General features: G+C 67.5%; 29 protein-coding genes and 1 pseudogene. 9 read left to right on the top strand and 21 right to left on the bottom strand.

Annotated features, from left to right (window positions below; translation table 11 throughout):
* The 4 genes and pseudogenes from J7024_RS10450 to J7024_RS10435 form a co-directional block, all read right to left on the bottom strand.
* Positions 1 to 273, bottom strand: a pseudogene (locus J7024_RS10450) (aspartate aminotransferase family protein); the annotation flags it as partial.
* A 33-nt stretch (positions 274 to 306) separates the two neighbouring features.
* Positions 307 to 1,644 carry a glutamine synthetase family protein gene (locus J7024_RS10445; RefSeq protein WP_124827734.1) on the bottom strand — a complete coding sequence of 446 codons (1,338 nt, stop codon included), beginning with the start codon at positions 1,642 to 1,644 and terminating at the stop codon, positions 307 to 309.
* Positions 1,645 to 1,673: 29 nt separating this feature from the next.
* Positions 1,674 to 2,459 (bottom strand): gamma-glutamyl-gamma-aminobutyrate hydrolase family protein, encoded by a 786-nt coding sequence (locus J7024_RS10440; protein WP_124827735.1) that lies wholly within the window; start codon positions 2,457 to 2,459, stop codon positions 1,674 to 1,676.
* Between the two features lie 284 nt (positions 2,460 to 2,743).
* Positions 2,744 to 2,926, bottom strand: a complete 183-nt coding sequence (locus J7024_RS10435; protein WP_006488040.1) for a hypothetical protein — start codon at positions 2,924 to 2,926, stop codon at positions 2,744 to 2,746.
* Between the two features lie 458 nt (positions 2,927 to 3,384).
* Between J7024_RS10435 and J7024_RS10430 the strand changes: the two genes are divergently transcribed.
* Together J7024_RS10430 and J7024_RS10425 are read left to right on the top strand one after the other, a co-directional pair.
* Positions 3,385 to 3,936 carry a cupin domain-containing protein gene (locus tag J7024_RS10430; protein WP_124827736.1) on the top strand — a complete coding sequence of 184 codons (552 nt, stop codon included), beginning with the start codon at positions 3,385 to 3,387 and terminating at the stop codon, positions 3,934 to 3,936.
* Between the two features lie 86 nt (positions 3,937 to 4,022).
* Complete coding sequence (locus tag J7024_RS10425) at positions 4,023 to 5,513, top strand: aldehyde dehydrogenase (protein WP_175761197.1); 1,491 nt, start codon at positions 4,023 to 4,025, stop codon at positions 5,511 to 5,513.
* A 45-nt stretch (positions 5,514 to 5,558) separates the two neighbouring features.
* Here J7024_RS10425 and J7024_RS10420 read toward each other — a convergent pair whose 3' ends face one another.
* From J7024_RS10420 to J7024_RS10375, 10 genes are all read right to left on the bottom strand, one after another.
* Positions 5,559 to 5,759 carry a heavy-metal-associated domain-containing protein gene (locus tag J7024_RS10420; RefSeq protein ID WP_021162112.1) on the bottom strand — a complete coding sequence of 67 codons (201 nt, stop codon included), beginning with the start codon at positions 5,757 to 5,759 and terminating at the stop codon, positions 5,559 to 5,561.
* A 199-nt stretch (positions 5,760 to 5,958) separates the two neighbouring features.
* Positions 5,959 to 6,177 carry a hypothetical protein gene (locus J7024_RS10415; RefSeq protein WP_096508904.1) on the bottom strand — a complete coding sequence of 73 codons (219 nt, stop codon included), beginning with the start codon at positions 6,175 to 6,177 and terminating at the stop codon, positions 5,959 to 5,961.
* Positions 6,177 to 6,629: a hypothetical protein gene (locus J7024_RS10410; protein ID WP_175750956.1), complete on the bottom strand. Its 453-nt coding sequence runs from the start codon at positions 6,627 to 6,629 to the stop codon at positions 6,177 to 6,179. The genes J7024_RS10415 and J7024_RS10410 overlap by 1 nt, the downstream gene beginning before the upstream one ends.
* A gap of 89 nt (positions 6,630 to 6,718) precedes the next feature.
* Positions 6,719 to 7,039: a helix-turn-helix domain-containing protein gene (locus tag J7024_RS10405; protein WP_124827740.1), complete on the bottom strand. Its 321-nt coding sequence runs from the start codon at positions 7,037 to 7,039 to the stop codon at positions 6,719 to 6,721.
* A complete protein-coding gene (locus tag J7024_RS10400) occupies positions 7,032 to 7,397 on the bottom strand; it encodes a type II toxin-antitoxin system RelE/ParE family toxin (RefSeq protein WP_124827741.1) in 366 nt (121 codons plus the stop codon). Before J7024_RS10400 ends, J7024_RS10405 begins: the two co-directional genes overlap by 8 nt.
* 130 nt (positions 7,398 to 7,527) lie before the next feature.
* Positions 7,528 to 9,345, bottom strand: coding sequence for a glutamine--fructose-6-phosphate transaminase (isomerizing) (glmS, locus tag J7024_RS10395; protein ID WP_124827742.1), 1,818 nt, complete (start codon positions 9,343 to 9,345; stop codon positions 7,528 to 7,530).
* A gap of 54 nt (positions 9,346 to 9,399) precedes the next feature.
* Positions 9,400 to 10,761, bottom strand: a complete 1,362-nt coding sequence (gene glmU, locus J7024_RS10390) for a bifunctional UDP-N-acetylglucosamine diphosphorylase/glucosamine-1-phosphate N-acetyltransferase GlmU (RefSeq protein ID WP_124827743.1) — start codon at positions 10,759 to 10,761, stop codon at positions 9,400 to 9,402.
* A 135-nt stretch (positions 10,762 to 10,896) separates the two neighbouring features.
* Positions 10,897 to 11,907: a tRNA 2-thiocytidine(32) synthetase TtcA gene (gene ttcA / locus J7024_RS10385; RefSeq protein ID WP_175750958.1), complete on the bottom strand. Its 1,011-nt coding sequence runs from the start codon at positions 11,905 to 11,907 to the stop codon at positions 10,897 to 10,899.
* On the bottom strand, positions 11,904 to 12,308 hold the full coding sequence (locus J7024_RS10380) for a dihydroneopterin aldolase (protein ID WP_096508897.1): 405 nt from the start codon (positions 12,306 to 12,308) through the stop codon (positions 11,904 to 11,906). Before J7024_RS10380 ends, ttcA begins: the two co-directional genes overlap by 4 nt.
* Positions 12,309 to 12,385: 77 nt before the next feature.
* Positions 12,386 to 13,129 (bottom strand): SDR family oxidoreductase, encoded by a 744-nt coding sequence (locus J7024_RS10375; RefSeq protein ID WP_124827745.1) that lies wholly within the window; start codon positions 13,127 to 13,129, stop codon positions 12,386 to 12,388.
* Between the two features lie 13 nt (positions 13,130 to 13,142).
* Between J7024_RS10375 and J7024_RS10370 the strand changes: the two genes are divergently transcribed.
* Both J7024_RS10370 and J7024_RS10365 read left to right on the top strand, forming a co-directional pair.
* Entirely contained in the window at positions 13,143 to 14,333 is a 1,191-nt protein-coding gene (locus J7024_RS10370; RefSeq protein ID WP_124827746.1) for a class I SAM-dependent methyltransferase, read from the top strand.
* 10 nt (positions 14,334 to 14,343) lie between these two features.
* Positions 14,344 to 14,538, top strand: a complete 195-nt coding sequence (locus J7024_RS10365; RefSeq protein ID WP_031399528.1) for a DUF2905 domain-containing protein — start codon at positions 14,344 to 14,346, stop codon at positions 14,536 to 14,538.
* 63 nt (positions 14,539 to 14,601) lie between these two features.
* On the opposite strand, the gene J7024_RS10360 is transcribed toward J7024_RS10365, so the two are convergent.
* The 5 genes from J7024_RS10360 to J7024_RS10340 all read right to left on the bottom strand — a co-directional run bounded on the left by J7024_RS10360 (position 14,602) and on the right by J7024_RS10340 (position 19,700).
* Positions 14,602 to 14,823, bottom strand: coding sequence for a hypothetical protein (locus J7024_RS10360; RefSeq protein ID WP_124827747.1), 222 nt, complete (start codon positions 14,821 to 14,823; stop codon positions 14,602 to 14,604).
* A 98-nt stretch (positions 14,824 to 14,921) separates the two neighbouring features.
* Complete coding sequence (locus J7024_RS10355) at positions 14,922 to 15,830, bottom strand: carbohydrate kinase family protein (RefSeq protein ID WP_124827748.1); 909 nt, start codon at positions 15,828 to 15,830, stop codon at positions 14,922 to 14,924.
* Positions 15,827 to 17,107: an AGE family epimerase/isomerase gene (locus tag J7024_RS10350; RefSeq protein ID WP_124827749.1), complete on the bottom strand. Its 1,281-nt coding sequence runs from the start codon at positions 17,105 to 17,107 to the stop codon at positions 15,827 to 15,829. The genes J7024_RS10355 and J7024_RS10350 overlap by 4 nt, the downstream gene beginning before the upstream one ends.
* Positions 17,104 to 18,123, bottom strand: a complete 1,020-nt coding sequence (locus tag J7024_RS10345; protein ID WP_124827750.1) for a LacI family DNA-binding transcriptional regulator — start codon at positions 18,121 to 18,123, stop codon at positions 17,104 to 17,106. The genes J7024_RS10350 and J7024_RS10345 overlap by 4 nt, the downstream gene beginning before the upstream one ends.
* A 533-nt stretch (positions 18,124 to 18,656) precedes the next feature.
* Entirely contained in the window at positions 18,657 to 19,700 is a 1,044-nt protein-coding gene (locus J7024_RS10340) for a bile acid:sodium symporter family protein (RefSeq protein WP_175750959.1), read from the bottom strand.
* A 347-nt stretch (positions 19,701 to 20,047) separates the two neighbouring features.
* Between J7024_RS10340 and J7024_RS10335 the strand changes: the two genes are divergently transcribed.
* From J7024_RS10335 to J7024_RS10325, 3 genes are all read left to right on the top strand, one after another.
* Entirely contained in the window at positions 20,048 to 20,533 is a 486-nt protein-coding gene (locus J7024_RS10335; RefSeq protein ID WP_124827752.1) for a peptide-binding protein, read from the top strand.
* A gap of 345 nt (positions 20,534 to 20,878) precedes the next feature.
* Positions 20,879 to 21,955, top strand: coding sequence for a porin (locus J7024_RS10330; RefSeq protein WP_175750960.1), 1,077 nt, complete (start codon positions 20,879 to 20,881; stop codon positions 21,953 to 21,955).
* Positions 21,956 to 22,122: 167 nt separating this feature from the next.
* Positions 22,123 to 23,085: a LysR family transcriptional regulator gene (locus J7024_RS10325; protein WP_124827754.1), complete on the top strand. Its 963-nt coding sequence runs from the start codon at positions 22,123 to 22,125 to the stop codon at positions 23,083 to 23,085.
* Between the two features lie 87 nt (positions 23,086 to 23,172).
* Here J7024_RS10325 and J7024_RS10320 read toward each other — a convergent pair whose 3' ends face one another.
* Positions 23,173 to 24,132 carry an NAD(P)H-dependent flavin oxidoreductase gene (locus tag J7024_RS10320; RefSeq protein WP_124827755.1) on the bottom strand — a complete coding sequence of 320 codons (960 nt, stop codon included), beginning with the start codon at positions 24,130 to 24,132 and terminating at the stop codon, positions 23,173 to 23,175.
* A 278-nt stretch (positions 24,133 to 24,410) separates the two neighbouring features.
* Between J7024_RS10320 and J7024_RS10315 the strand changes: the two genes are divergently transcribed.
* Entirely contained in the window at positions 24,411 to 25,307 is an 897-nt protein-coding gene (locus J7024_RS10315; RefSeq protein WP_124827756.1) for an alpha/beta fold hydrolase, read from the top strand.
* A gap of 58 nt (positions 25,308 to 25,365) precedes the next feature.
* Here J7024_RS10315 and J7024_RS10310 read toward each other — a convergent pair whose 3' ends face one another.
* Positions 25,366 to 25,857 carry an Lrp/AsnC family transcriptional regulator gene (locus J7024_RS10310; protein WP_124827757.1) on the bottom strand — a complete coding sequence of 164 codons (492 nt, stop codon included), beginning with the start codon at positions 25,855 to 25,857 and terminating at the stop codon, positions 25,366 to 25,368.
* A gap of 113 nt (positions 25,858 to 25,970) precedes the next feature.
* Here J7024_RS10310 and J7024_RS10305 point away from each other — a divergent pair, with 113 nt between their 5' ends.
* Positions 25,971 to 26,873, top strand: a complete 903-nt coding sequence (locus tag J7024_RS10305) for a DMT family transporter (RefSeq protein WP_124827758.1) — start codon at positions 25,971 to 25,973, stop codon at positions 26,871 to 26,873.
* The last annotated feature ends 122 nt before the right edge of the window (positions 26,874 to 26,995 follow it).

Genomic DNA, 26,995 nt, shown 5'->3' with positions numbered 1-26,995 from the left:
GTCGGCCAGTTCCTTGCGGCCGTAGCCGACGTTCACGCACCAGAGGCCGGCCATCCCGTCGATCACCTTGTTGCCGTCCGAGTCCCACAGGTAGACGCCGTCGGCCTTCACGATCACGCGGCTGCCGGCGCGGTTCAGCGCGCCCATGTCGGAAAACGGGTGGATGTGATGCGCGGCGTCGAGCGCGCGGTATTCGGCGGTCGAGCGTGCCTGCGTCGTGCGGGCCGCGGGTGCGGCGGGCTGGATCCACGCGGATTCGTTGCGGTAAGTCATGTTTCCTCCGTATTTCGGTAGTGCGTTGTGCGCTTATACGTGCAGCAGCAGGTGACGGCGCTCCCACGAGCTGATCACGCGGAAGAACGCTTCGTATTCGGTTTCCTTCAGCGCGAAATACGCCTTCAGGAACTTGTGGCCGAGAATCTCGCCGAGCGGCTCGCACGCGGCCATCAGCGTGAGGCCTTCCTCGAGGTTGCGCGGCAACTGATAGGGCAGTTCGTAGCCGTCGCTGACGAGCGGCTCGGTCGGCTCCAGGCGCTGCGTCATGCCGAGATAGCCGGCCGCGAGCGTGGCCGCCAGCGCGAGGTACGGGTTGCAGTCGACGCCCGGGATCCGGTTCTCGATGCGGCGTGCGGCCGGGCCCGAGTGCGGGATGCGGAAGCCGACCGTACGGTTGTCGTAGCCCCACTGCACGTTGATCGGCGCGGCCATGAAGCGCGACAGCCGGCGATACGAGTTGATGTACGGCGCGAAGATCGGCATCAGCGCGGGCGTGTACTTCTGCAGCCCTGCGAGGTAGTTGTAGAACAGCGACGTCGCGCCGCCCGTTTCCGGCGACGTGAACAGGTTGCGGCCCGTTTCCTCGTCGACGATGCTCTGGTGCACGTGCATCGCGGAGCCCGGCTCGTGTTCCATCGGCTTGGCCATGAACGTCGCGTACATGTTGTGACGCAGCGCCGCCTCGCGCACCGTGCGCTTGAACAGGAACACCTGGTCGGCGAGCGACAGCGCGTCGCCGTGCATGAAGTTGATCTCCATCTGCGCGGCGCCGACTTCGTGGATCAGCGTGTCGATGTCGAGGTTCTGCGATTCGCAGTACTCGTAGATGTCCTCGAACAGCGGATCGAATTCGTTGACGGCCTCGATCGAATACGACTGGCGGCCCGTCTCGGGGCGGCCCGTGCGGCCGACCGGCGGACGCAGCGGCAGGTCCGGATCCTTGTTCATGTCGACCAGGTAGAACTCGAGCTCCGGTGCGACCACCGGCTTCCAGCCTTTCGCCTTGTACAGATCCAGCACGCGGCGCAGCACGTAGCGTGGCGAGATTTCGACCGGCGAGCCGTCGAAGTGCACGCAATCGTGAATCACCTGCGCGGTCGGGTCGACGGCCCACGGAATCAGGCGAATGGTCGACGTGTCGGGCACGCACACCATATCGGGATCGGTCACGCCGGTCAGCGAACCGTCTTCCGGATATTCGCCGGTGACGGTCTGCACCATCACGGCCTGCGGCAGGCGCATCGATTCGCCGGACGTGAACTTGTTGCGCGGCGTGATCTTGCCGCGCGCGATGCCGGCCATGTCGGGAATGATCGCCTCGATCTCGGTGATCCGGTGTTGCTTCAGAAAGTCTTCGATGTCTTGCATGTCTGTTCTCGTTATGTGGGTCGGTGCGCTCAGGCGAGCGCGGCGGCGGCCGTGGCGCGCGTGCGGGCATTGCGGCGTTCGCGGCAGGCGTCGCCGAATGCGCGGAAGATCGCGCTCGACAGCGGGTCCTGCGCATGCCGCCATTCCGGATGCCATTGCACTGCAAGGGCGAACGCCGGGGCGTCGACGACGCTGACGGCCTCGATCAGGCCGTCCGGCGCGACAGCCTCGACGGCGAGGCCGGCGCCGAGCTGCGCGATGCCCTGCTTGTGCAGCGAGTTCACGTGCACGTCGTCGCGGCCGCCGGCGAGCGTGTGCAGCACGCCGCCGGGCGTCAGCCGCACCGCGTGCGCGGGGCCATATTGCGTGTCCATCGGCGCGTCGTCGTCCTCGCGGTGATCGGCGAGGCCCGGCACGTCGTGCACGCGCTGATGCAGCGTGCCGCCGCAGACGACGTTCAGTTCCTGGAAGCCGCGGCACACGGCAAGCACGGGCACGCCTGCGGCGATCGCCGCGCGCAGTAGCGGCAGCGTGGTCGCATCGCGTGCGGGGTCGTGCTTCGTGCCGGGCGCGCTCGGCTCGCCGCCATACAGGTGCGGCTCGACGTTCGAATAGCTGCCGGTAAACAGCAGCCCGTCGACCGTATCGAGCACGTCTTCGACCGACTGGCGATCGCCGAGCGCGGGCAACACCATGGCAAGCGCATGCGCGCCGTCGACGATCGCGGCGACGTACTTGTCGCCGACCGTGTGCGACGCATGTGCGCCGATCTGCGTGAGGTCGGCAGTGATGCCGACGAGGGGTTTCCTTTCCATGACGTCAATCAGTTATCCATAGGGCTGTCGCGTGCATCGTGCGGAAGACGGCAAAACGCAGGCGCGACTTGACCCCGCAGCCTGGCGAGAAGCGCAAGGCCGCTGATGAATGGGCGCAACGGGACGGTGTGGCGATCCGCGCTGCGCGCGACGGTCAGGCTGTCGTTCGTTTCATTGCGCGCGCGCCGCGGCAGCGAATGCGCGAACGCGTTCCGTCAACGCAGCGACGATGCGCATCGACGAACAGGCAACAGAAACGAACGACGAAAAAAGGGGGAGAGGCGCTATGGCAGCAGCGACGCGACTTCGTCGGTATCGACGGCCACGAATGCGCGTGCGGAAACGGCGTTGTGACGCCGAACGGAACGACGGGACAGAATGGTGTAGATCGACAGGTGCAGCAGGCGAGGACTATGCCAGCCGCAACTGCCATCGGAAGCGGGAACAGCGCTGCGCAGACTTCGCACATCGCCTCGATCCCACCTCACCAGAGGGCCACGGACTCTCACGATTACACTCGACTGGTATGTTGAAAGTATTGAACACCTGATCGTTTCGGCGCGCTGGGCGTTTAAAATAATCGAGGTGCCGGATCCGCGTCATTTACATTGATCGGCATCAATTCTTGCGTTGCGATAACGTTTTTTGCTACCGATGAATGGTCAATGACGTTGACCTGAGAGCCAGCATATACGAGCCAAAAACGGCGTCAAATGTTTTTTGAGACTCGTGCGTCAGGGCTTTCCCCGAGCACTGCGAACAAAATATTCGTAAACGGAATGATGCGAGGGGTGTTCATTATTTCGAACACCTTGCAGGGTTTTCCCTTCTGATGCGCGGGATAAAGTGATTAGAATATTCAACGGATGCCTAATGCGCCGTTTCACTTTTTCACCGCACTCCTATCGTGTCCGAAACCGAATCGATGTCCACCGAAGTCGCCGAGCGCCTGCGTTTCGTGCGCAACAAGCATGGCCTGTCGCAGCGCGAACTCGCGAAGCGGGCCGGCGTGACCAACGGCACGATCTCGCTGATCGAACAGGGCCGCGTAAGCCCGTCGGTCGGCTCGCTGAAGAAGCTGCTCGAATGCATCCCGATGAGTCTCGCGGAGTTCTTCACGTTCGAGCTGGTCGAATCGCGCTCGATCGTGTCGCGCCGCGACGAGATGCCGAACCTCGGCAACGATGCGCTCGCCTTCCATCTCGTCGGCGCGGGCGTGAAGGACCGCAACATGTGCATCATGCGCGAGGTCTATCAGCCGCTTGCCGATACTGGCCCCGAGATGCTCGTGCATGCGGGGCATGAGGGCGGCATCGTCGTATCGGGTCGGCTCGAGCTGACCGTCGACGGCGCGACGTGGCTGCTCGACCCCGGAGACGGCTACTACTTCGAAAGTCGTTTGCCACACCGTTTTCGCAATCCCAGCGCGGAACAGCTCTGCGAGGTCGTGTCGGCCAATTCGCCGGCGACCTTCTGACCGCGCATCCCCGCATTCGCCGCCGGGCGTGTTGTCGTTGTGCGGCGTGCCGCAGCGCGAATGCCACAACCATTGAGGCATCCTGAATGAACAAGTTGACTTTGGCTGACTGGCAGGACAAGGCGGCGTCGCTCGAGATCGAAGGGCGCGCATTCATCGACGGCGCGGCGCGCGACGCGCACGGCGGCAAGACGTTCGATTGCGTGAGCCCGATCGACGGCCGCGTGCTCGCGAAGGTGGCCGATTGCGGCGAAGCCGATGTGAACGCGGCCGTTGCCGCCGCGCGCCGTGCATTCGACGCGGGCGTATGGGCCGGGCTCAACCCGCGCGCGCGCAAGGCCGTGCTGCTGCGCTGGGCCGCACTGATGCGCGAGCATCTCGACGAACTGTCGCTGCTCGAGACGCTCGACGCCGGCAAGCCGATCGGCGACACCACGACGGTCGACGTGCCGGGCGCCGCGTATTGCGTCGAGTGGTTCGCCGAGGCGATCGACAAGGTCGGCGGCGAAGTCGCGCCGGCCGACCATCATCTCGTGGGGCTGATCACGCGCGAGCCGGTCGGTGTGGTGGCGGCGGTCGTGCCGTGGAACTTCCCGATCCTGATGGCCGCGTGGAAATTCGGCCCGGCGCTCGCGGCTGGCAACAGTGTCGTGCTGAAGCCGTCGGAAAAGTCGCCGCTGACCGCGATCCGCGTCGCGCAGCTCGCGTACGAGGCCGGCATCCCGGCCGGCGTGTTCAACGTCGTGCCCGGCGCGGGCGAGCCGGGCAAGCTGCTCGCGCTGCATCGCGACGTCGACTGCATCGCGTTTACCGGTTCCACCGCGGTCGGCAAGCTGATCATGCAATACGCCGCGCAGTCGAACCTGAAGCGCGCGTGGCTCGAACTCGGCGGCAAGTCGCCGAACATCGTGCTGCCCGATTGCCCGGATCTCGACCGCGCAGCCCGGACCGCGGCCGGCGCGATCTTCTACAACATGGGCGAGATGTGCACGGCCGGCTCGCGCCTGCTCGTGCATCGCGACATCAAGGATGCGTTCATCGAGAAGCTGGTCGCGGCCGCGCGCGCTTACGTGCCCGGCAATCCGCTCGATCCGTCGGTGTCGATGGGGGCGATCGTCGACGGGATCCAGCTCGAGCGCGTGCTCGGCTATATCGACGCGGGGCGTAGCGAAGGCAGGCTGGTCACGGGCGGCACGCGCGTGAAGCAGGAGACGGGCGGCTTCTACGTCGAGCCGACGGTGTTCGAGGTGCAGCCCGATGCGAAGATCGCGCGCGAGGAGATTTTCGGGCCCGTGCTGTCGGTGATCGTGTTCGACGACGTCGACGAAGCGGTGCGGATCGCGAACGATACCGAGTACGGGCTTGCGGCGGCCGTGTGGACGTCGAACCTGACGACCGCGCACGAGGTGTCGCGCCGGCTGCGCGCGGGCACGGTGTGGGTGAACTGCTACGACGAGGGCGGCGACATGAACTTCCCGTTCGGCGGCTACAAGCAGTCGGGCAACGGCCGCGACAAGTCGCTGCACGCGCTCGAGAAGTACACCGAGCTGAAGTCGACGCTGATCCGGCTGCGCTGAGGCAGCGCGCGGGCGCGTCGCCGGCCGGCGGTGCGCCCGCGTGCGTCAGGCGGTGCGCAGCGCCGGGTGGAAGCCCGCGGCCTCGATGATCGACTGCACGCGCTCGGCGCCTTGCGCCGATTCGACCTTGACGATCTTCGCGGCGACGTCGATATCGAGCTTCGCGGCGGGGTCGGCGGCCGTCACGGCGCGCGTGATCGCATTGGCGCAGCCGCCGCAGGTCATGTCCTGGACTTCGAATTCCATCGTGTTCTCCTGAGTTGACGATTGACGAGCAGACCCAGCATGAAGCTTGCCATGGTGGGAAGGTCAAGCGCATTCGTGCCGGTTCGTACGGCTGCGCGGTGAAGCGGGCGCGATACGGCGGGCAACGGAACGCCGCTGAGAGAGCGTGAAAAGGCGGGAAGGGTGACGCTGGCCCGCGCCGCGCCGCGCCGCGCGAGGTTCAGCGGTGGTTGTCGATCCATGCGCGGGCCCATTCGAGCCCCGCTTCACGTGCGTCGTCCTCGGTGTCGAACACGCCGAGCACGCCCGACGCTTCGACGAGCCGGTTGTTCTGCGTGATCGTGCCGCTCGCCGCGAAGCGTTCGGGTTGCAGGATCTCGTCCTGCTGCAGGATCGCGTGGCCCCAGATCTGGTAGCCGAGATAGGTCTGCGCTTCCATTATCGAGTCACCTCCGCGGAACGGTTGCCCGTGCCGACCCGCAGCACGTTGCCGTCCGGCGTGTATTGCCGCGGGATATTGGAGAAATTGAGTGCGTGCGGCGTGTCGGGCGTGGCCGGCTGCATCACCGTGAGCCGGCCCGGTGCGGGCTGCGCGACCGGACGCGGCGCGCTCGGCGCTTCCGCCGTGGCGGCTGGCGGGTGATGCGGCACGACTTTCACGGCCTGCGCGACGCGGCGCTTGTGCGGCTTCACGACGGCTTTCGGCTGCACGCTCGCGTGCTTTTCCGCGGCCTTGCTGCCGGCATGCGAGGCCGGCATACGGGCGTCCGGCGCGTGCGGGGCCGGCAGCCGTGCCTCGGGCGGGTTCCAGACTTCGACGTAGTGCTCGGCGGCCCAGCCCGTCGACGCGAACGTCAGCGCCAGCAATCCGCATCCAAACAGTCTTACCATTGTCTCTCCGTCATATTCCTTGCGGCTCGCACGTGTTGCGATGCCCGGTGCGGGGCGCGGCCGCTCATGCGCATTCGGGGAATGCCGGCTCAGGAGAACACCTCGAGCCCGTGTTTCTCGACGATCTGCAGCATGCGCGCGGCGATGCCGCTCGGCCGCTTGTCGCCCTGTTCCCATTGGCGGATCGTCGAAGTCGTGGTGTTCAGGTAGAGCGCGAACACGCTCTGACTGACGTTGACCGACTTGCGGATCCGGGCGATCGCTTCCGGATCGAACTGCGGCGCGGCTTCGATGCAGAGCTCGTCGTACTCGCGCATCGTCTTCTTGTCGATCAGTTGCGTGCGATAAAGGCCCGACGCGGCGCTGTGGATCGCCTCCGTCGCGTCGCTCTTGAATCGACTCTTAGCCATTGCAAATCTCCACCCACTCTTTCAGGGTAACCAGCGTCGCGATGTCGCTGTCGGCGTGTCGGCCGACATCCGCAGCGAGCTTTCTGATGGCACGCAGTTCACGGGCGTCGATGTTGTCGCGGTCGCATTTCGCGAACAGGAACACGAACACCCACGTATGCCCGATCCTGCCCAGCACGATCCCGCGCTGGCGATTCCCGTCGAGGCGCTTCTTCCAGACGTTGCCGCCGAGATCGACGCCCCGGCCGCGGGCCAACTCCCGCACCGCGCGGCAGAGCTCGCCATCGACGATTCCCGCTTTTCCGGCTGCCTTGTGAAACCACTTCGTCTTGAAGATGCGTCGTACGGAAGCAGACATGTCGAGCCAGTCGGGTCGGCACAGGATTATATGCCACTACGTGGTACATATTTCGACCTGGCCAAACGGCCGGCTGCACACCGATGCGACGTTCGGACGGACCGGCGACGGCCCGTCCGGACAGGCAGCCTTACTCCACCGTCACCGACTTCGCGAGATTCCGCGGCTTGTCGACGTCGGTGCCCCGCGCACACGCCGTGTGATACGCGAGCAGTTGCAGCGGCACGACGTGCAGGATCGGCGACAGTTGCCCGTAGTGTTCCGGCATCCGGATCACGTGCAGGCCGTCGTCATTGACGATCTGCGTGTCGGCATCCGCGAACACGTACAGCTCGCCGCCGCGCGCGCGCACTTCCTGCATGTTCGACTTCAGCTTCTCGAGCAGCGTGTCGTTCGGCGCGACCGTGACGACCGGCATCGCTTCCGTGACGAGCGCGAGCGGCCCGTGCTTCAGTTCGCCGGCCGGATACGCCTCGGCGTGGATGTACGAGATTTCCTTCAGCTTCAGCGCGCCTTCGAGCGCGATCGGGTAGTGCAGCCCGCGGCCGAGGAACAGTGCGTTTTCCTTGCGCGCGAATTCCTCCGACCACGCGATGATCTGCGGCTCGAGCGCGAGCACGCTGTTCAGCGCGGCCGGCAGGTGACGCAGCTGCTTCAGGAATTCCGCCTCCTGCGCGGCATCGACGTGCCCGCGCAGCTTGCCGAGCGTCGCGGCCAGCACGAACAGCGCGACGAGCTGCGTCGTGAACGCCTTGGTCGACGCGACGCCGATCTCGGTGCCCGCGTGCGTGAGGAACTGCATCTCGGTGAGGCGCACCATCGCGCTCGTCGCGACGTTGCAGACCGCGAGCGTATGCGTGTGGCCGAGCGACTGCGCGTGCTTGAGCGCGGCGAGCGTGTCGGCCGTCTCGCCCGACTGCGAGATCACCAGCACGAGCTGGCGCGGGTTCGGCACCGATTCGCGGTAGCGGTATTCGCTCGCGATCTCGACCTGGGTCGGGATCTTCGCGATCGATTCGAGCCAGTACTTCGCGGTGAGGCCCGAGTAGTAGCTCGTGCCGCACGCGAGGATCAGCAGGCTGTCGATGTCCGCGAACGCGGCGGGGGCCGCGTCGCCGAACAGCGTCGCATCGAAGGCTTCGGTTTGCGGCACCGTGTCGCCGATCGCGCGCGGCTGCTCGAAGATTTCCTTCTGCATGAAGTGACGATACGGGCCCAGCTCGACTGCACCGCCGTATGCGCTGACGACGCGGATCTCGCGCTGTGCGAGCACGCCGTGACGGTCGACGATCTTCACGCCGTCGAGCGACAGCTCGCACATGTCGCCCTCCTCGAGGAACGTGAAGCGGTCGGTGCTGCCGGCCAGCGCCAGTGCGTCGGACGCGAGGAAGTTCTCGCCGTCGCCGTGGCCGACGACGAGCGGCGAACCCTGGCGCGCGCCGACGACGGTGTGCGGCTGGTCCTTGTGGATCACGGCGATCGCGTACGCGCCGTGCAGTTGCTGCACGGCTTCGCGCACGGCTTCGAACAGGTCGCCGCGATACAGGCTGTGCACGAGGTGTGCGATCACTTCGGTGTCGGTCTGCGACACGAATTCGTAGCCCTTCGCGCGCAGCGCTTCGCGCAGCGGCTCGAAGTTCTCGATGATGCCGTTGTGAACGAGCGCGAGCGCATTCGACGAGAAGATCGGGTGCGCGTTGTGCGTGACCGGCGCGCCGTGGGTCGCCCAGCGCGTGTGCGCGACGCCCGTCGTGCCTTCGAGGTGCGATTCGCGCACCTGCGCGTCGAGATCGGCGACGCGCGCGACGCTGCGCGCGCGCTTCGGTGCACCGGGTTCGAGCACGGCGACGCCGCACGAGTCGTAGCCACGGTATTCGAGGCGCCGCAATCCTTCGATCAGCACCGGAACGATATTACGCTGCGCAACTGCGCCGACAATGCCGCACATGAATGGTCAATCCTGTAAGTCGACGCGGACGCCGTCCGGGCGTCCGCAAAAGGTTCAGCTCTTCTTCTTGACCGGGCGGACGTAGCCGCTCTTCGCGGTCTGCGTCTTCTCGTTCAATGCGAGAACGCCGTCGGCGACATCCTTCCAGATCGTCGTGCCGGCCGCGATCGTCACGCCGCGGCCGACGCGCACCGGCGCGACGAGCTGCGTGTCCGAGCCGACGAACACGTCGTCCTCGATCACGGTGCGGAACTTGTTCGCGCCGTCGTAGTTGCAGGTGATCGTGCCCGCGCCGATGTTCACGCGCGCGCCGATGTCGGCGTCGCCGATGTACGTGAGGTGGTTCGCCTTCGAGCCGTGGCCGATCACCGCGTTCTTCACCTCGACGAAGTTGCCGACGTGCGCTTCGTCCGCGAGCCGCGCGCCCGGGCGCAGCCGCGCGTACGGGCCGATCACGGTGTTCGCGCCGAGCTCGGCGCCGTCGATGTGCGTGAACGCGTCGATGCGCGTGCCCGCGCCGATCGACGCGTTGCGGATCACGCAGTTCGCGCCGATCGTCACGTTGTCGGCGAGCGTCACGTTGCCTTCGAACACGCAGTTCACGTCGATCGACACGTCGCGCCCGCAGCGCAGCGTGCCGCGCACGTCGAGGCGCGCCGGATCGGCGAGCGTGACGCCGTCGACGAGCAGCGCATCGGCGACGTTGCGCTGATGGATGCGCTCGAGCTCCGCGAGCTGCGCCTTGCTGTTTACGCCGAGCGTTTCCCACTCGTCGCCGGGCTGCGCCGTGACGATCTCGAAGCCGGCCTCGATCGCCAGCTCGACCACATCGGTCAGGTAGTACTCGCCTTGCGCGTTCTCGTTCTTCAGCGCGCCGAGCCACATCGACAGCTGGGCCGTCGGCGTGACGATGATGCCGGTGTTGATCTCGGCGATTTTCAGTTGCTCGGGCGATGCGTCCTTCTGCTCGACGATGCGCGTGACGAAGCCGGACGCGTCGCGCACGATGCGGCCGTAACCGGTCGGATCGTCGAGCGTGACGGTCAGAATCCCGTAGCGGCCCTCGCGCGCGGCGTCGATGAGGCGCTGCAGCGTGGATGCGCGGGTGAGCGGCACGTCGCCGTACAGCACGAGCGTCGGTTGCGCGGGATCGAGCAGCGGCAGCGCCTGGCGCACCGCGTGGCCGGTGCCGAGCTGTTCGGCCTGCACCGCGAACTGGACGTCGGGCGCGGCGACCGCGGCCTGGACCTGCTCGGCGCCATGCCCGACGACGACGACGAGCCGCGATGGCTGCAGCGTGCGCGCGGTGGCGATGACGTGGGAGAGGAGCGGCCTGCCGGCCAGGGGATGAAGCACTTTCGGCAGCGCGGAACGCATGCGCTTGCCGGTGCCTGCCGCCAAAATCACGATATTCATGGCGCCAGCTTGTCAGGGGAGTTCGAAGCCGATCATTTTAGCATGCGGCCCCTGTCGTACCGGGCCTGTCGCGGCGGGGCGACAGCGCCGGAAACGGGCCGCGGGCCGCGCTTCCGGCGGGTGTTCAGGCCCTGCTTACAGGTCGTCGAACTGGACGATCGAGATCGGTCGGGCCGCGTCAGGCTTCGCGGCGCCCGGGGCGGCCGCTTCGTCGCCCGATGCGCACGGTTCCTCGTCGAACGCGATGTCGCCCTGCGGATCGGCAATGCCGGTCGCGCGCAGCGACGCGAACGGGAACTGGGTCGTATCCATCAGGTGCGACGGCACGACGTTCGCGAGTGCACTGAACATGTTGTCGACGCGGCCCGGGAAGCGCTTGTCCCATTCGCGGATCAGCGCCTTCATTTCCGCGCGCTTCAGGTTCGGCTGGCTGCCGCACAGGTTGCACGGGATGATCGGAAATTCGCGCAACTCCGCGTATTTCTCGAGATCGGTTTCCTTCACGTACGCGAGCGGTCGGATCACGACGTTCTTGCCGTCGTCCGACTGCAGCTTCGGCGGCATCCCCTTCAGCTTGCCGCCGTAGAACATGTTGAGCAGCAGCGTCTGCAGGATGTCGTCGCGGTGGTGGCCGAGCGCGATCTTGGTCGCGCCGAGCTCGCCGGCCACGCGGTACAGGATCCCGCGGCGCAGCCGCGAGCACAGCGAGCAGGTCGTCTTGCCTTCGGGCACGAGCCGCTTGACGATGCTGTAGGTGTCCTGGTTCTCGATGTGGAACGGCACGCCGATCTGCGTCAGGTACTCGGGCAGCACGTGCTCGGGGAAGCCCGGCTGCTTCTGGTCGAGGTTGACCGCGACGATGTCGAAGTCGATCGGCGCGCGCTCGCGCAGGCGCAGCAGCACATCGAGCATCGCGTAGCTGTCCTTGCCGCCCGACAGGCACACCATCACCTTGTCGCCCTGCTCGATCATGTTGTAGTCGCCGATCGCCTGGCCGACCTGGCGCACGATCCGCTTGAACAGCTTGTTGTTCTCGTACGCTTCCTTCTGCTCGCGGCGCGTCAGCGCGCGGCGGCCGGTTTCGGCGACGGTGGCTTCGATGGCGGCGCCTTCGGCCGCCGTGTCGTTCATGTGGGGGGCGTTCATGCGCGTTCCTCGTCCTTGATGCGAAAGACTTCGACGCCGACGGCATCGCAGTCCGGATAGGCGTCCGGTTTCTCGGTACGGACGCGTACCGCGCGCACGGTGTCGTGCGCCAGCAGGTGCGCGGCGATCGCGTCGCACAGCGTTTCCTGCAGATGGATGTGGCCGCGCGCCACGCACCGCGTGACGCTCTGCTTCATCAGGTCGTAGTCGACGACTTCGTGCAGCCGGTCGTCGACGGGGGTGGACAGCGCGAGCGGCACGAACAGGTCGATGTTGATGACGACGCGCTGCTCGCCGCGCTTCTCGTGTTCGAAGGCACCGATGTTGATGTGCACCTCGTAGTCGCGCAGGTAGAGCCTGCGGCAATCCGCGAGGCGGGGGTGCAGGAGAGCGGAAAACATGGTCGTCCCAGTCAAATTGGCGTGCGCGCACGCAAAGCGGCGCGGGCGGCGGCGATCAGGCCGCGCGCCCGCGCGGTTCATTCATTCGGGCCGGCTGCGGGCGGCACGAGGTGCTCGCCGCCGTCGACGGTCAGCGTCGCGCCCGTCACGCCGGGCGCGCTCGCGAGATAGCAGGCGGCCGCCGCGATGTCGTCCGCGTGCGGCGCATGGCCGCGCACGAGCGCCGCGACGCGCACCTTCGGCGCGAGCGCCAGCGCGAGCGCGGAAGTCGCGCGGTGCAGCGCGGCCTGCATCAGCGCGTGCGACAGTTGCGCCGGTGCCGGGTGAAACAGGGCCTGATCCAGTACGTGGATCGCGCACGCACGCAGCGCTTCGTCGTCGCGCGCGGCGTCTGGCGTCGCATCGGCGAGCGCGCGGGCCAGCGCGAGCGGCGCCGTCACGTTGCGCGCGAGCGCGCCGGCGAGCGACGCGCCGTCCACCGTGTGCGCGTCGTCGGTGCCGGCGCACGCGCTCACGAAAACGGCGCATGCGGGCCGGCCCAGCGCCGCGCTGCAGGCCGCGACGAGCGCGGCCGCATCGGCTTCCAGGGCCAGATCGGCGTCGAGCACGGCCGCGCGGCGGCCCAGCGCGGCGACGTCGGCGACGAGGGCGACGGCGGCCGCACGCGGCGTGCCGGGGCTGCGCTGCAGTGCGACGTCCCAGCCGCGCCGGGCGAATTCCGTTGCGAGTGCCCGACCGATCGACGCGGCGTCGGCCGCGCTGCCCAGTGCGCCTGCGACGAGCGCGATGCGCGGGGGCGACGTATCGGCTGAAACGGTCATTTACAATGCCGGGATGAACCCGAAAGCTCACGAACCCGCTAGTTTACCTGCTCCCGGCCCCGACGCGCTTGCGCAGTCCGAAACCCTTGCCGCGCAACTGCGCGACGAGATCGCGGCGGCGGGCGGCTGGCTGCCGTTCGACCGCTTCATGGAGCGCGCGCTGTACGCGCCCGGTCTCGGCTATTACAGCGGCGGCGCGCGCAAGTTCGGGCGCCGTGCCGACGACGGCAGCGACTTCGTGACGGCCCCCGAGCTGTCGCCGTTGTTCGCGCAGACGCTCGCGAATTCCGTCGCCCAGGCGCTCGCGGCGAGCGGCACGCGCAGCGTGATGGAATTCGGCGCGGGCACCGGCAAGCTCGCGGCCGGCCTCCTCGCGGCGCTCGACGCACTCGGCGTCGAACTCGACGAATACCGGATCGTCGACCTGTCGGGCGAGCTGCGCGAGCGGCAGCGCGACACGATCGTGGCCGCTGCCCCGGCGCTGGCGGGCAAGGTGCGCTGGCTCGACGCGCTGCCCGGGCGTTTCGACGGCGTCGTGATCGGCAACGAGGTGCTCGATGCGATGCCGGTGCGGCTGTTCGCGAAGGCGGGCGATGCATGGCTCGAGCGCGGCGTCGCGCTCGACGCGCAGCACGCGTTCGTGTTCGACGACCGGCCCGTCGGGCCGGCCGGCCTGCCGCCGGTGCTCGCGACGCTCGACGTCGACGACGGCTACGTGACCGAGACGCACGAAGCCGCGCTGGCGTTCACGCGCACCGTGTGCACGATGCTCGCGCGCGGCGCGGTGCTGCTCGTCGACTACGGTTTTCCCGCGCACGAGTACTACCACCCGCAGCGCGAGCGCGGCACGCTCATGTGCCACTACCGGCACCACGCGCACGACGACCCGTTCCTGTACCCGGGCCTGCAGGACATCACCGCGCACGTCGAATTCACCGGCATCTACGAGGCGGGCGTCGGCACCGGCGCGGATCTGCTCGGCTACATGTCGCAGGCGCGCTTCCTGCTGAACGCGGGCATCACGGATGCGCTGGCCGCGATCGATCCGTCCGACATCCACAGCTTCCTGCCGGCCGCGAACGCGGTGCAGAAGCTGATCTCGGAGGCCGAGATGGGCGAGCTGTTCAAGGTGATCGCGTTCTCGCGTGGCATCGACGGCACGCTCGACGCGTTCGCGCGCGGCGACCGCTCGCACGCGCTCTGACGGGGGCCGCATGCTGCGCTGGCTGATGACGTCGTTCGTCGCGGTGATGATCCTGACACGCTGCTGGCCGTGGCTCGGCAAGCTCGGCATCGGGCGGATGCCGGGCGACGTCACGCTGACGCTCGGCGGGCGGCGTTACCCGTTCCCGTTCATGTCGACGCTGGTGCTGACGATGCTGGTGTCGATGGTGGCGCGGCTGCTCTGAGTCGTGCCGAAGGAGGCGGCGCGTCGCGGGCAGGCCGCAGCGCGCGCGTGACGGTTCTGCGCGTTACAGTTCGATTTCGCCGAGGATCCGGTGCGCGAGCGCCTTCGCCTCGTCGAACGCCTCTTCCTCGCTCGGACTCGTGGTGTGGACGTCGTAGCGCACGTTCTCCGTCTCGTCGCCGTCGTCCCGGACGAGGATCACATAGCCCTGGAACTGCCCGTTGCCCGCGCGCTGCGTATGCGCCTTGGCCGTGTAGATGCCTTTCGTGAACGTGTTCGTGTCCATCGTGCCTCTCCCGCAAAAGGACACTTCATCGTAGCACTGCGGCGCAGCATGTACAGCGCCGCTAATCGGTGACCGATCAGCGCGCCGTCACCATTCCGTCACCGTTCGAGCAGTGCGACGACTTCGTCGAGCGTCGGCGCGTGCGCGCCCGTGTGCCGGCACGCGGCGGCCCCCGCGGCGAGCGCGAACGCGAGATGTTCGGGCCACGCGCGTTGCGGCGCGGCCATCAGGCTGAACAGCATGCCGCCGATCGACGCGTCGCCGGCGCCGACAGTGTCGACCACCTCGACGCGCGGCGGGCTGGCCTCGTGCACGCCGCCGTCCGCGTAGAGCGTCGCGGCCTGCGCGCCGCGCGTGACGAACACGGCCGCCCTCGGGTTCAGCGCGCGCACCGCTTCGACCGCGTCCGGGCCGTCGCCGCCGAACAGGTGGCGCAGATCCTCGTCGGACACCTTGATCAGATCGGCGAGGCTTGCCATCTTCTCGAGCGTCGGCCGGTACGCGGCCGTCATCAGGTTCCGGTAGTTCGGATCGAAGCTGATCTTCACGCCGCGCGCGTGCAAGTCCTTCGCGAGCGCGACGAGCGTGCCCGCGAGCGGTTCGCGCACGAGGCTGATGCAGCCGAAATGCGCCCATTTCACGTGCTCGATCCAGCCGGCCGGCAGCCGCGCCGGGTCGAACGCGAGGTCCGCGCTCGCGTCGCCGATGAAGAAGTACGCGGGCGGCCGCGTCTCGTGGACGATCGCGAGCAGCGGTGCGCGCGGCACGCGCTGCAGGAAGCGCAGGTCGAGCCCGGCCGCTTCGCTGGTGCGCCACAGCACGTCGGAGAAGCAGTCCTCGCCGATCGAGCCCGCGAGCGCGCTCGGCATGCCGAGCCGCGCGACCGCGCGCGCGACGTTCCAGCCGGCGCCGCCCGGCACCGACGTCCACTGCGCGTCGCCCGCGCGCACCATGTCGGTCAGGATGTCGCCCGCCGACACGAAAGCCGGAAATGCGCCGCCGCTCATTGCGTCGACTCGCTGCGCGCCATGCGCGCGAGGGTCCCGAGCACGTCGTAGCAAGCGCCCATCGTGTGATAGTCGGTTTTGCCGGCCGGGCTCTTCTCGTCGCCGTACTTGCGGTTGTCGCACGTGAGGATCCGGTACCACGCGCCGTAACGGTGATCGACGAAATGCGCCCAGCTGTAGCGCCAGATCTCGTCGTACCAGTCCCAGAAGCGTTCGCTGCCGGTGCGTGCGCCGAGCATCGCGGCGGCGGCGAAGGTTTCCGCCTGCACCCAGAAATACTTGTTGTGGTCGCAGACGGTGAAATCGGGGCCGAAGCCGTAGCAGAGGCCGCCGTGATCGGCGTCCCACGCGTGCGTGAGCGCGGCGTCGAACAGCTCGGCCGCGCGCGGCACGAGCCAGTCGAGCGGGCGGTGCCGCTCGAGGATCAGCAGCAGCTTCGCCCATTCGGTCTGGTGGCCGGGCTGGAAGCCCCACGGACGGAAGATGTTCGAGCTGTCTTCCTTGTTGTAGTCCCAGTCGACCGACCAGTCCGCGTGGTAGTGCTCCCACACGAGGCCGCCGGACAGCGCGGCCTGGCGCTGCGTGATGTGGGTCGCGAGCTTTTCCGCGCGGTCGAGGTACGTGACGTGCCCGGTCGCCTCGTAGGCCGCGAGCAGCGCTTCCGTCATGTGCATGTTCGCGTTCTGGCCGCGGTACGACGACACGATCCAGTTCGGCGTCGCGTCGTCCGCGTAGAGGCCCGCGGCCGCATCCCAGAAGCGGTGTTCGGCGAGCTCGTAGGTCGACGCGATCAGCGCGCGCGCCTCGTCGATGCCGGCCATCGTCGCGTGCGCGGCGGCCAGCAGCACGAACGCGAGCCCGTAGCAGTGGCGCGTGCCGTCGAGCGTCGCGCGCTTCGCGCCGTCGCGCCAGTCGAGCTCCCAGTCGTAGCCCTGCAGCGTGTCGTCCCAGTGTGCGTCGCGCAAAAAGCGCAGGCCGTGGCGCGCGTAGTCGAGATGGCGCGGATCGCCGAAATGCCGGTACGCCATCGCGTAGTTGAAGACGAACCGGCAACTGCTGACCAGATGCCGCGACGTGCGGTTGTAGATGCTGCCGTCGTCGCGGAAGTAGTGGTAGAAGCCGCCTGTCGGGTCGAACGCGTTCGGCGCGTAGAAGCGCAGCGTGTCCTCGACATGCGACAGCAGGAACGACGGATCGCGGAAGTTCCCGACGAACGGCGCGGCTTGCGCGTGGGTGGCCGGCGTGGCCGGGCAGGATTGGACCGGGGGCATGTTCATGATTCGGTGACCGTGGCGGTATCGAGCGCCGGTGAGCCGGCGGGCTGACTGCTGGCCCGCACGATCAGCTCGACGGGCAGGGAGATCTCGGTGCGCTCGGGCGATTCGGCGAGCAGCAGTTCGACGCCGCGGCGGCCGAGCGCCTCCTTGTCGACGGCGAGCGTCGTGAGTGGCGGATTCGCATGCGCGGCGGCCGGGATGTCGTCGAAGCCGACGATCGCAATGTCTTCCGGAATCCGCACGCCGCGCGCGATGCACACGCGCTGCGCGGCCAGCGCGGCCGCGTCGTTGTACGCGAATACGGCGTCGGGGCGCGGGCCCGGCGCGTCGAGCAGTTGCTGCATCGCACGCGCGGCGCCCGTGTCGGGGTCGAGCCCGGCGTCGATCGTCACTTCGTAGGCCGGGTCGAACAGCCGGCCGGCCTCGAAGAACGCGCGCCGGTAGCCGATCGCGCGCTGCGCGAGGCTGTAGTGCGCACCCGGGCCGCCGATGAACGCGATCCGCGAGCGGCCGGTGGCGAGCAGGTGGCGCATCGCGAGCGCCGCGCCCGTCGCGTTGTCGATATTCACCGAGCGCAGGCCGGGCGCCCACAGGTCGATCAGCACGAGCGGGCGGCCGGTCGCGGCGAGCGCCTCGATCGTCTCCGGCTCGATGAAGCCGGCCACCGCGATCGCGTCGGGGGCGTGCGGGCGCATCTGGCGCAGCACGTCGTCGTTCGGGCCGACAGTGAGCAGCGTCGGCACGATGCCGCGCTCGCGGCACGCGTCCTCGACGCCGTGCAGCACGTGCGAGAAGAACGGGCTGGCGGGAAAGCGGTTGTGCTGGCGGTGCAGCAGGAAGGTGAGCCGGCGAATCCGGGGCCGCAGCTGGGCCGGGTCGTAGCCGAGCCGTTGCGCGATCTCGACGATGCGCGCCCGTGTGGCCTCGGACAGGCCCGGCTGGTTTTTCAGCGCGCGCGAGACGGTGCCGATCGATACCTCTGCCGCCCGCGCTACGTCGCGAATGGTGGTTCCCATCGTTCGGGGTCCGGTTTGTTTAGGGTGACGGCGATTGTATAGTAAAAAACACCGCGTTATTCGGGGCGGATAACCGGGGAATACCCGAAAATAACCGGTTTTTAGGCGCTAATCTGCGAAAACGCCGTTACTAAAAATACTAAACAAAACGCGAAAAAGGCAAGGTGAGCGCGGCGAAGAGACGCCGGGGAATGGGGGGGGCGCACGGATCGGCGCGCCGGCCGCCGCCGGGTTGCGAATCCCCTGTGTAACCGGCGACCTAGCCCGGAACGGAGCTCGACGCTCGGCCGGAAGAGGCGGCGAGCGCGTGTCCGGCGATCAGGCGGGCGAGGGGGAATGGGGCACGGGCATGGGCACGGCTGCCGAAGCGACGGGGCACCGGACTTCAGCGGCTGCTCGCGCGAAGGATCAAACGAGGACTGTGCGACGCCGCGGGGCGTCGGCCGGCGCGGGTGTTGTGGCGTGCCGTCGGAAGGTGGGGGACGATAATCACCAAGGGCGCGGCCAGCCACAGCCGCCACGCCCTCGCCAAGTCAGCGCTTGCCCGCGTTCAGCGCCCCGCTCCCGCGGGCGGCGCCGGCCGCACCATCTCGGCCGTCCTGCTCGCCGCTCGTGTCGCGCGCCCCCCAGCGCTGCGCGAGCGCCGCACACGCCATCAGCTGGATCTGGTGGAACAGCATCAGCGGCAGCACGATCGCGCCGACCGCCTGCGCCGAGAAGATCACCTTCGCCATCGGCACGCCGGCCGCGAGGCTCTTCTTCGACCCGCAGAAGATGATCGTGATCTGGTCTGCGCGGTTGAAGCCGAGCCGCTTGCTGACGAACGTGGTCAGCACCAGCGCGATCACGAGCAGCACGATGTTGACGACCAGCAGGCCGCCGAGCGCGTGCGCCGGAATCTGGTGCCACAACCCCTGGTTCACGGCCTCGCTGAACGCGACATAGACGACGAGCAGGATCGAGCCCTGGTCGACGAAGCGCAGCACGCCGCGATTGCGCTCGATCCAGCCGCCGATCACGGGCCGCAGCAACTGGCCGGCGATGAACGGCACGAGCAGTTGCATCACGATGCTGCCGACGGTGCTCCACGGCGATGCGGCCGCGCCCGACTGCGACGTGATCATCAGCCCGACGAGCGCCGGCGTCACGAAGATGCCGAGCAGGCTCGACGCGGACGCGGCGCACACGGCGGCCGGCACGTTGCCCTTCGCGATCGACGTGAACGCGATCGACGACTGGACCGTCGACGGCAGCGTGCACAGGAACAGCACGCCCGCATACAGCGTCGGCGTGACGAGCGGCTGCAACACGGGTTTCAGCACGAGGCCAAGCACCGGGAACAGCGCGAACGTGCTGAGCAGCACGACCGCATGCAGCCGCCAGTGCGTCGCGCCCGCGACGACGGCTTCGCGCGACAGCTTCGCGCCGTGCAGGAAGAACAGCAGGCCGACGGCGATGTTGGTCGCCCAGTTGAACGCATGGGCTGCCGGGCCGCGGCACGGCAGCAGGCTCGCGAGCACGACGGTGCCGACGAGCGCAAGCGTGAAATTGTCGGGAAGGAAACGGGGGCGGGCCATCTGGAACTCGATTCGGAAACGGGTGCACGCGCACCGCGCGCGCGAATGCCGCTATTGTCCCGGTGGATCATTCAATAAACAAATTCATTGTGTGAATCGATTGATGAATCAGGTGCATATAGGGGCGCCTGTTCGCACAGGCCGCCGGTGCGCGCAACGGCAGAAGAATGTTCTGTCACGATCGCCCCCGGAAGTGAAAAAACCTAGCAGTAACATGGTGTTACACCGATGCCCGCGACATAACACTTTTTGGCTCGACACCGTTTCGGACCGCTCATAAATTACTGCTGAAAGGCTTGCGTTGGCCGGCAACAGCCGGCAGCGCACCGCAACAGGCACTGAATGTGATGACGGAACGGGTGAAACTGAAGGTCGGACGATGGGTGGCAGGCGCGCTGTGCGCGCTGCTGATGCCGCTCGCGCTCGCCCAGCCGCCGCATGGCGGCGGTCGTGCGTTCGGCGGCCACGGTTTCGGCGGCGGCGACATACACGCGTACGGCCAGCCGGCCGGCGGCGCGCAGGTCTGGCGCCGCGCGATGCCGCCGGGCGGCGCCCGTGCCGGTGGCGTGAGCAGCTACGGTTCGCGCTGGGGCTTGCGCCCGACGCCGTCCTACGGCCACTACGCCGCACAAAGCCCGTATCGCCCGATCAGCGCCGATTCGCGCCAGATGCCGCGCCCGCCGGGCGGCGGCAACGTGCCGCTGCGCGCCGGTTCGATCCGTGCCGACGTCGCGCGCTACAACGAGGAGCGCGGCGGCCGTCCGATGCCGCCGCCCCGCTCGCAGGAAGAGCCTGCGCACTCGCCGTTTTTCTCCCCGTTCTACCGAAACTGAGCGCCCGGCGCGCTCGTCCCCCCGCCGGCTGATGCGAATTCGCCACAGTCGCGCATAGATTTCCGCTGATTTTCCCGCCGCATTGCGCTATCTTTCGCGCCCGGCCCGCGCACGCCAGGCGGCCGTCCCGTCGCGTGCCCGCACCGCGCGGGGCCGCTGCGCCGCGTCGGGTCATGTATGAATTCCGCGAAGTTAATGCTGCCGCTATACCGGCAATAAGTGTGCGCAATTTTGACCGGACAAATGATCCGTAAAGATGGCTGCGCCCCATACGACGCTAGCACTCGGCTCCAAAAAACAACGCTCGCGCCACTTATCGACAATTCGACAAAACCTGGAGATCCCATGAAAGCATTCGCTCGCCGTGCGTCCCGCACGTCCGTCAAGCTGATCGCCGCAGCCGCCTGCGTGGCGGCAACCGCACCCGTCTACGCGCAGTCGAGCGTTTCGCTCTACGGTCAGGTCGACGAATGGGTCGGCGCCACCAAGTTCCCGGGCGGCGATCGCGCATGGAACGTGGGCGGCGGCGGGATGTCGACGTCGTACTGGGGGATGCACGGCGCCGAGGATCTGGGCGGCGGCTACAAGGCGATCTTCACGCTGGAGAGCTTCTTCCGCGCACAGAACGGCCAGTATGGCCGCTTCCAGGGCGACACGTTCTTCGCGCGCAACGCGTATGTCGGCATCAGCTCGCCGTACGGCACGGTGACGGCAGGCCGTCTGACGACGCAACTGTTCCTGTCGACGATCCTGTTCAACCCGTTCTACGATTCGTACACCTTCTCGCCGATGGTGTACCACGTGTTCCTCGGCCTCGGGACGTACCCGACTTATCCGAGCGACCAGGGTGCGGTCGGCGATTCGGGCTGGAACAACGCGCTGTCGTACACGTCGCCTTCGTTCGGCGGCCTGAATTTCGGCGCGATGTACGCGCTTGGCAACCAGGCCGGCGACAACCGCTCGAAGAAGTGGAGCGCGCAGTTCAACTATGCGAACGGCGCGTTCGCGGCGACTGCGGTCTACCAGTACGTGAACTTCAACAACGGCCCGCAGGATCTGAGCGCGCTGGTGGCCGGCATGAAGAGCCAGGGCATCGGCCTGGTCGGCGCGACCTACGACCTGAAATACGTGAAGCTGTTCGGCCAGTACATGTACACGAAGAACGACCAGGTCGCGGGCAGCTGGCACGTGAATACCGCGCAGGGCGGCGTGTCGGTGCCGCTCGGCGTCGGCAACGCGATGGCGTCGTACGCGTACTCGCGCGACGCCGGTGGCCTCGACCAGACGCGCCAGACCTGGGCCGTCGGCTACGACTATCCGCTGTCCAAGCGCACGGACGTCTACGCCGCATACATGAACGACCACATCAGCGGCCTGTCGAGCGGCAACACGTTCGGTGCAGGCATCCGCGCGAAGTTCTGACGATTCGCTCGCCGCACGCGCGCCTCGCGCGTGCGCGCCACCGGTTTTTCGCCCGAAACGGCGCCGCCATCCGCGGCGCCGTTTTGCCTTTGTTGACCTTTTTATTTCCTCGCCTTTGTTACCCTATCTCGTAATTGCATAATTCCCAGGAATTGCGAGCTAGTTCGATGGATACCCTCGTCAGCATGAATGTGTTTCGCTACGTCGTCGAAGTGGGCAGCTTCGTCGGCGCGGCCGAGCGCATGCAGATGTCGGCCGCGATGGCGAGCAAGCACGTGATGCATCTCGAGCAGCAGCTCGGCGCGCGGCTGCTGCATCGCACGACACGACGTGTCGCGCCGACCGAGGCGGGACGCGAATACTATGAGCGCCTCGTGCAGGCGCTGTCGGAGCTCGACGAAGCCGGGCAGGCAGTCGGCGCCGCGAGCGTCGTGCCGCAGGGCCGATTGCGCGTGACGTCGCTGTCCGCATTCGGCTTGCGGCACGTGATGCAGGCGGTCACCGATTACGCGGGCCGCTTCCCCGACGTGACCGTCGACATGACGCTGTCCGATCGCGTGGTCGACCTCATCGAGGAAGGCTACGACGTCGCGGTACGCGCGGCGCCGAACGGCTTGAAGTCGTCGTCGCTGGTCGCGCGGCAGATCGCAACCGCGCACATCCTGCTGGTCGCGTCGCCCGAGTATCTCGAGAAGCACGGCACGCCCCAGACGATTGCCGATCTCGCGCACCACAATTACCTGCGTCGCGATTCGAATTCGACGATGCTCGATTCGCTGGTGATCGACGCGGCCGCCGCGTCGCGCGTGAACCTGAGCGGCAACCTGATCGTGAACCATCTCGAAGGGCTGCGCGCGGCCGTGCTCGCGGGCGCGGGCATCGCGCTGCTCGGCACCGAGGTGGTCGGCGACGACATCGAGTCGGGCCGGCTCGTGCCGGTGCTGCTCGACACCGTGCCGCCGCACGAGGCGCCGATCTACGCGGTGTACGCGAGCCGCCGTCACGTGTCCGCGAAGGTGCGTTCGTTCGTCGACTTCCTCGCCGCGCGTTTCGAAGGGCAGTCGCTGTGCCCGTCGATCGAGTCGCGCCTGCGCGTGCTGCCGATCACGCGGATCAAGCGCGCGGGCTGACCGGCGCCCCAGCCGCGCCGCGAGCGGACATGAAAAAAGCGCGAGCCGTTGCGGTTCGCGCTTTTTTGTTTTGTCAGGCCGCGTGCGTCAGCGCGGGATCCCGAGCCGCGCCTTCGCGTCGTCGTATTCGCGCTTCAGCCGCTCGACGAGCGCGCCGACGCTCGGCAGGTCGTCCATCAGGCCGACGCCCTGGCCGGCACCCCAGATGTCCTTCCACGCCTTCGCCTTGTCGCCGCCGAAATTCATCTTCGACTTGTCGGATTCCGGCAGGGCGTCCGGATCGAGGCCGGCTTTCTCGATGCTCTCGCGGATGTAGTTGCCGTGCACGCCGGTGAAGAGGTTCGTATAGATGATGTCGGACGATTTCGCGTTGACGATCGCGTGCTTGTAGTCCTCGACCGCGTGCGCTTCTTGCGTCGCGATGAAGCGCGTGCCCATGTATGCGAGGTCGGCGCCCATCGCCTGCGCGGCAAGGATCGAGCCGCCGTTCGCGATCGAGCCGGATAGCACGATCGGGCCGTCGAACATCTTGCGCACTTCGCCGACGAGCGCGAACGGCGAGGTCGTGCCCGCGTGGCCGCCGGCGCCGGCGGCCACCAGGATCAGCCCGTCGACGCCGGCTTCGAGCGCCTTCTGCGCGTGACGCAGGTTGATCACGTCGTGCAGCACGATGCCGCCGTAGCTGTGCACCGCGTCGACGATCTCGCGCGCCGGCGCGCGCAGGCTCGTGATGAAGATCGGCACCTTGTGTTCGACGCACACGCGTACGTCATGCTCGAGCCGTACGTTGGACTGGTGGACGATCTGGTTGACCGCGATCGGGCCGATCACCGCGTCCGGGTGCTTCGCCTTGTGGTCGGCGAGCTCGGACTGGATCTGCGTGAGCCACTCGTCCAGCAGTTCGGCCGGACGGGCGTTGAGTGCGGGGAACGAACCGACGATGCCCGCCTTGCACTGCGCGAGCACGAGTTCGGGGTAGCTGACGATGAACATCGGCGACGCGATGACGGGCAGCGTCAGGTTCTGCAGGACGGCGGGCAATGCCATGTAATGTCTCCAGTCTCGAGGGGCGGCCGGAAGCGGCGCGGTCGCGCCGACGCCGGCTTCATGCTTGGCGATCGAACGGTATATCGAGTGTAGCTCCGCGACGGTACGTTCATATTAATACGAACGGTCGTGCGATTCTACGCGAGCTTAGCAAAATGCGCGGCATGGCGACAATCGAGGGAGTGTTCTCTTTCTAGCGGTTCGGGCATCTGCCGCGCGCTGAACCGGTCCGGGCGCTCCTACAATAATCGCCATAACAGACCAACGAGAAACAAACCATGTCGTTTGAGGCGTTTGCACCGTTTCGCGTGACGGTGCAGGACACCGACATCTTCGGTGTCAAAGGAGGCGCGGGGCCGCCGCTTCTGCTGCTGCACGGCCATCCGCAGACCCACATGATCTGGCATCGCGTCGCCGCGACGCTGGCCCGTCATTTCACGGTGATCGCGACCGACTTGCGCGGCTACGGCGCGTCGGGCAAGCCGCCGAGCGACGCACGGCATGCGCCTTATTCGAAACGCGCGATGGCGGCCGATCAGGTCGCCGTGATGCGCCATTTCGGCTTCGGGCAATTCCACGTGTGCGCGCACGATCGCGGCGCGCGCGTGGCGCACCGGCTCGCGCTCGATCACCCGGCGGCCGTCGAGCGAATGATGCTGCTCGACATCGCGCCGACGCTCGCGATGTACGAGCAAACCGACCGCGCGTTCGCGACCGCGTATTTCCACTGGTTCTTCCTGATCCAGCCGGAGCCGCTGCCCGAAGCGCTGATCGAAGGCCGTACCGACGCGTACATCGAGCGCGTGATGGGCAACCGTTCGGCCGGGCTCGCGCCGTTCGCGCCGGAGGCGCTCGCCGCCTATCGCGCCGCGCTCGCGCAGCCGGGCGCCGTGCATGCGATGTGCGAGGACTATCGCGCGTCGGCGACGATCGATCTCGAACACGATCGCGCGGACCTCGAGCGCGGCAACAAGGTCGCGTGTCCGCTGCGCGTGCTGTGGGGCGCGAACGGGATCGTCGGCCGGTGCTTCGATCCGCTCGACGAATGGCGGCGGGTCGCGCGCGACGTCAGCGGCCGCGCGCTCGAATGCGGGCACTACATTCCTGAAGAGGCGCCCGTCGCGCTGATCGACGAACTGCTCGCGTTCTTCGAGGCGCGCGATGCGGCCGCGTAAGGCCGCGTAAGCGGCGTCGGCGGCGCCGGCAGCGCGCCGCGCGTGCAGCGTTCAGCGTTCAGCGGTGCGCGGCGACGTCTTCCGCGAGGGGCGGCAGGCGGCGCGGCACGGGCGTCGATTTCACGATCGCCGTGCTCGTTTCCGCACGCTCGGTCACCTTCGCGAGGATGTCGTCGAGGTGTTCGATCGTGCGCAGGTAGAGCCGGCAGATGAAACAGTCGTCGCCGGTCACCTTGTCGCATTCGACGAATTCCGGGATCCGGCGCAACACCTCCTCGACCAGATGCAATTGCCCCGGCAGCGGCTTCACGCGGACGATCGCCTGCAGCGTGTAGCCGAGCGCGCGCGGGTCGAGCTCGACGGTGAAGCTCGCGATCACGCCTTGCGCCTCGAGCCGCCGCACGCGGTCGGCCGTGGCGGGCGCCGACAGCCCGATCTGCCGCGCCAGTTCGCTGGTCGCGATGCGTGCGTCCTCGGCGAGTGCGGCGAGGATCGCGCGGTCGGTTGCGTCGAGCGACGCGACTGCAGGCGGGGGAAGGCGTTTTGGCATGATCGCTTTGCTTTCGAAGGTGAATTGGCTGTTTTACTTCAGTTTATCCGTGGAAGCACGGAAGGCAAGTTTCTAGAATCGAAGTCATCCTCTCTCGTCAAACGGAGTCCTTGATGGCCTCGAACGAAATTCGCCGCGGCGGCGCCGAGATGGTCGTCGCGATGATGATGTCCGGCACGATCGGCTGGCTCGTGATGTCGTCGCGGCAGCCGCTCACCAATGTCGTGTTCTTCCGCTGCCTGTTCGGGGCGGCGACGCTCGCGATCGTCTGCGCGGCGCTCGGCTTCCTGCGCCGCTCGCTGTTCTCGCCGCGCATGCTCGCGCTCGCGACGCTCGGCAGCATCGCGATCGTCGCGAACTGGCTGCTGCTGTTCGCCGCGTATTCGCGCGCGTCGATCTCGATGGCGACCGCGGTCTACAACACGCAGCCGTTCATGCTCGTCGCGCTCGGCGCGATCGTGTTCCGAGAACGGATCGGCGCGTCGACGATCGCGTGGCTCGCGCTCGCCTTCGTCGGTCTCGTGTGCGTGGTGCGCGTCGAGCCGGCCGTGCTCGCGGTGCCGGGCGAATACCTCGAAGGCGTTGCGCTGTCGCTGGGCGCGGCGTTCCTGTACGCCGTGTCGTCGATCGTCACGAAGCACCTGAAGGGCACGCCGCCGCATTTGCTCGCGCTACTGCAGGCCGGCCTCGGCATCGTGCTGCTCGCGCCGTTCGCGCATTTCGGCACGTTGCCCGCGACGCCCGCGCAGTGGCTCGATCTCGTCGTGCTCGGCGTCGTGAACACGGGGCTGATGTACGTGCTGCTGTACGGCGCGATCCAGAAGCTGCCGGTCGCGATGACGGGGGCACTGTCGTTCGTCTATCCAGTCGTCGCGATCATCGTCGATCGCGTCGCGTTCGGGCAGACGCTCGCGTGGACGCAGGTGTTCGGCGCGCTCCTGATCCTGCTCGCGGCGGCCGGCGTAAACCTCGGCTGGCGCCTCGTGCCCGCGCGTCGCGCGGCGGCCCGCAACTGAAACGCGCGTGCGGTTCGGTTTGCCGCTACGGGTCACAGCTACGGCTCTCCGGCACGGTGAGTCGGGGCTGTTGCCGGGCAGGGCGATTGCGCGCGCAGGGGGCCTGCGCGCGTGCGTGAAAA

This window comes from Burkholderia sp. WTPI3 (genome assembly GCF_021483755.1).
Taxonomy (GTDB): Bacteria; Pseudomonadota; Gammaproteobacteria; order Burkholderiales; family Burkholderiaceae; genus Burkholderia.
The sequence above is the reverse complement of the archived record's forward strand: the minus strand, read 5'-3'. Positions and strand labels throughout refer to the sequence as shown.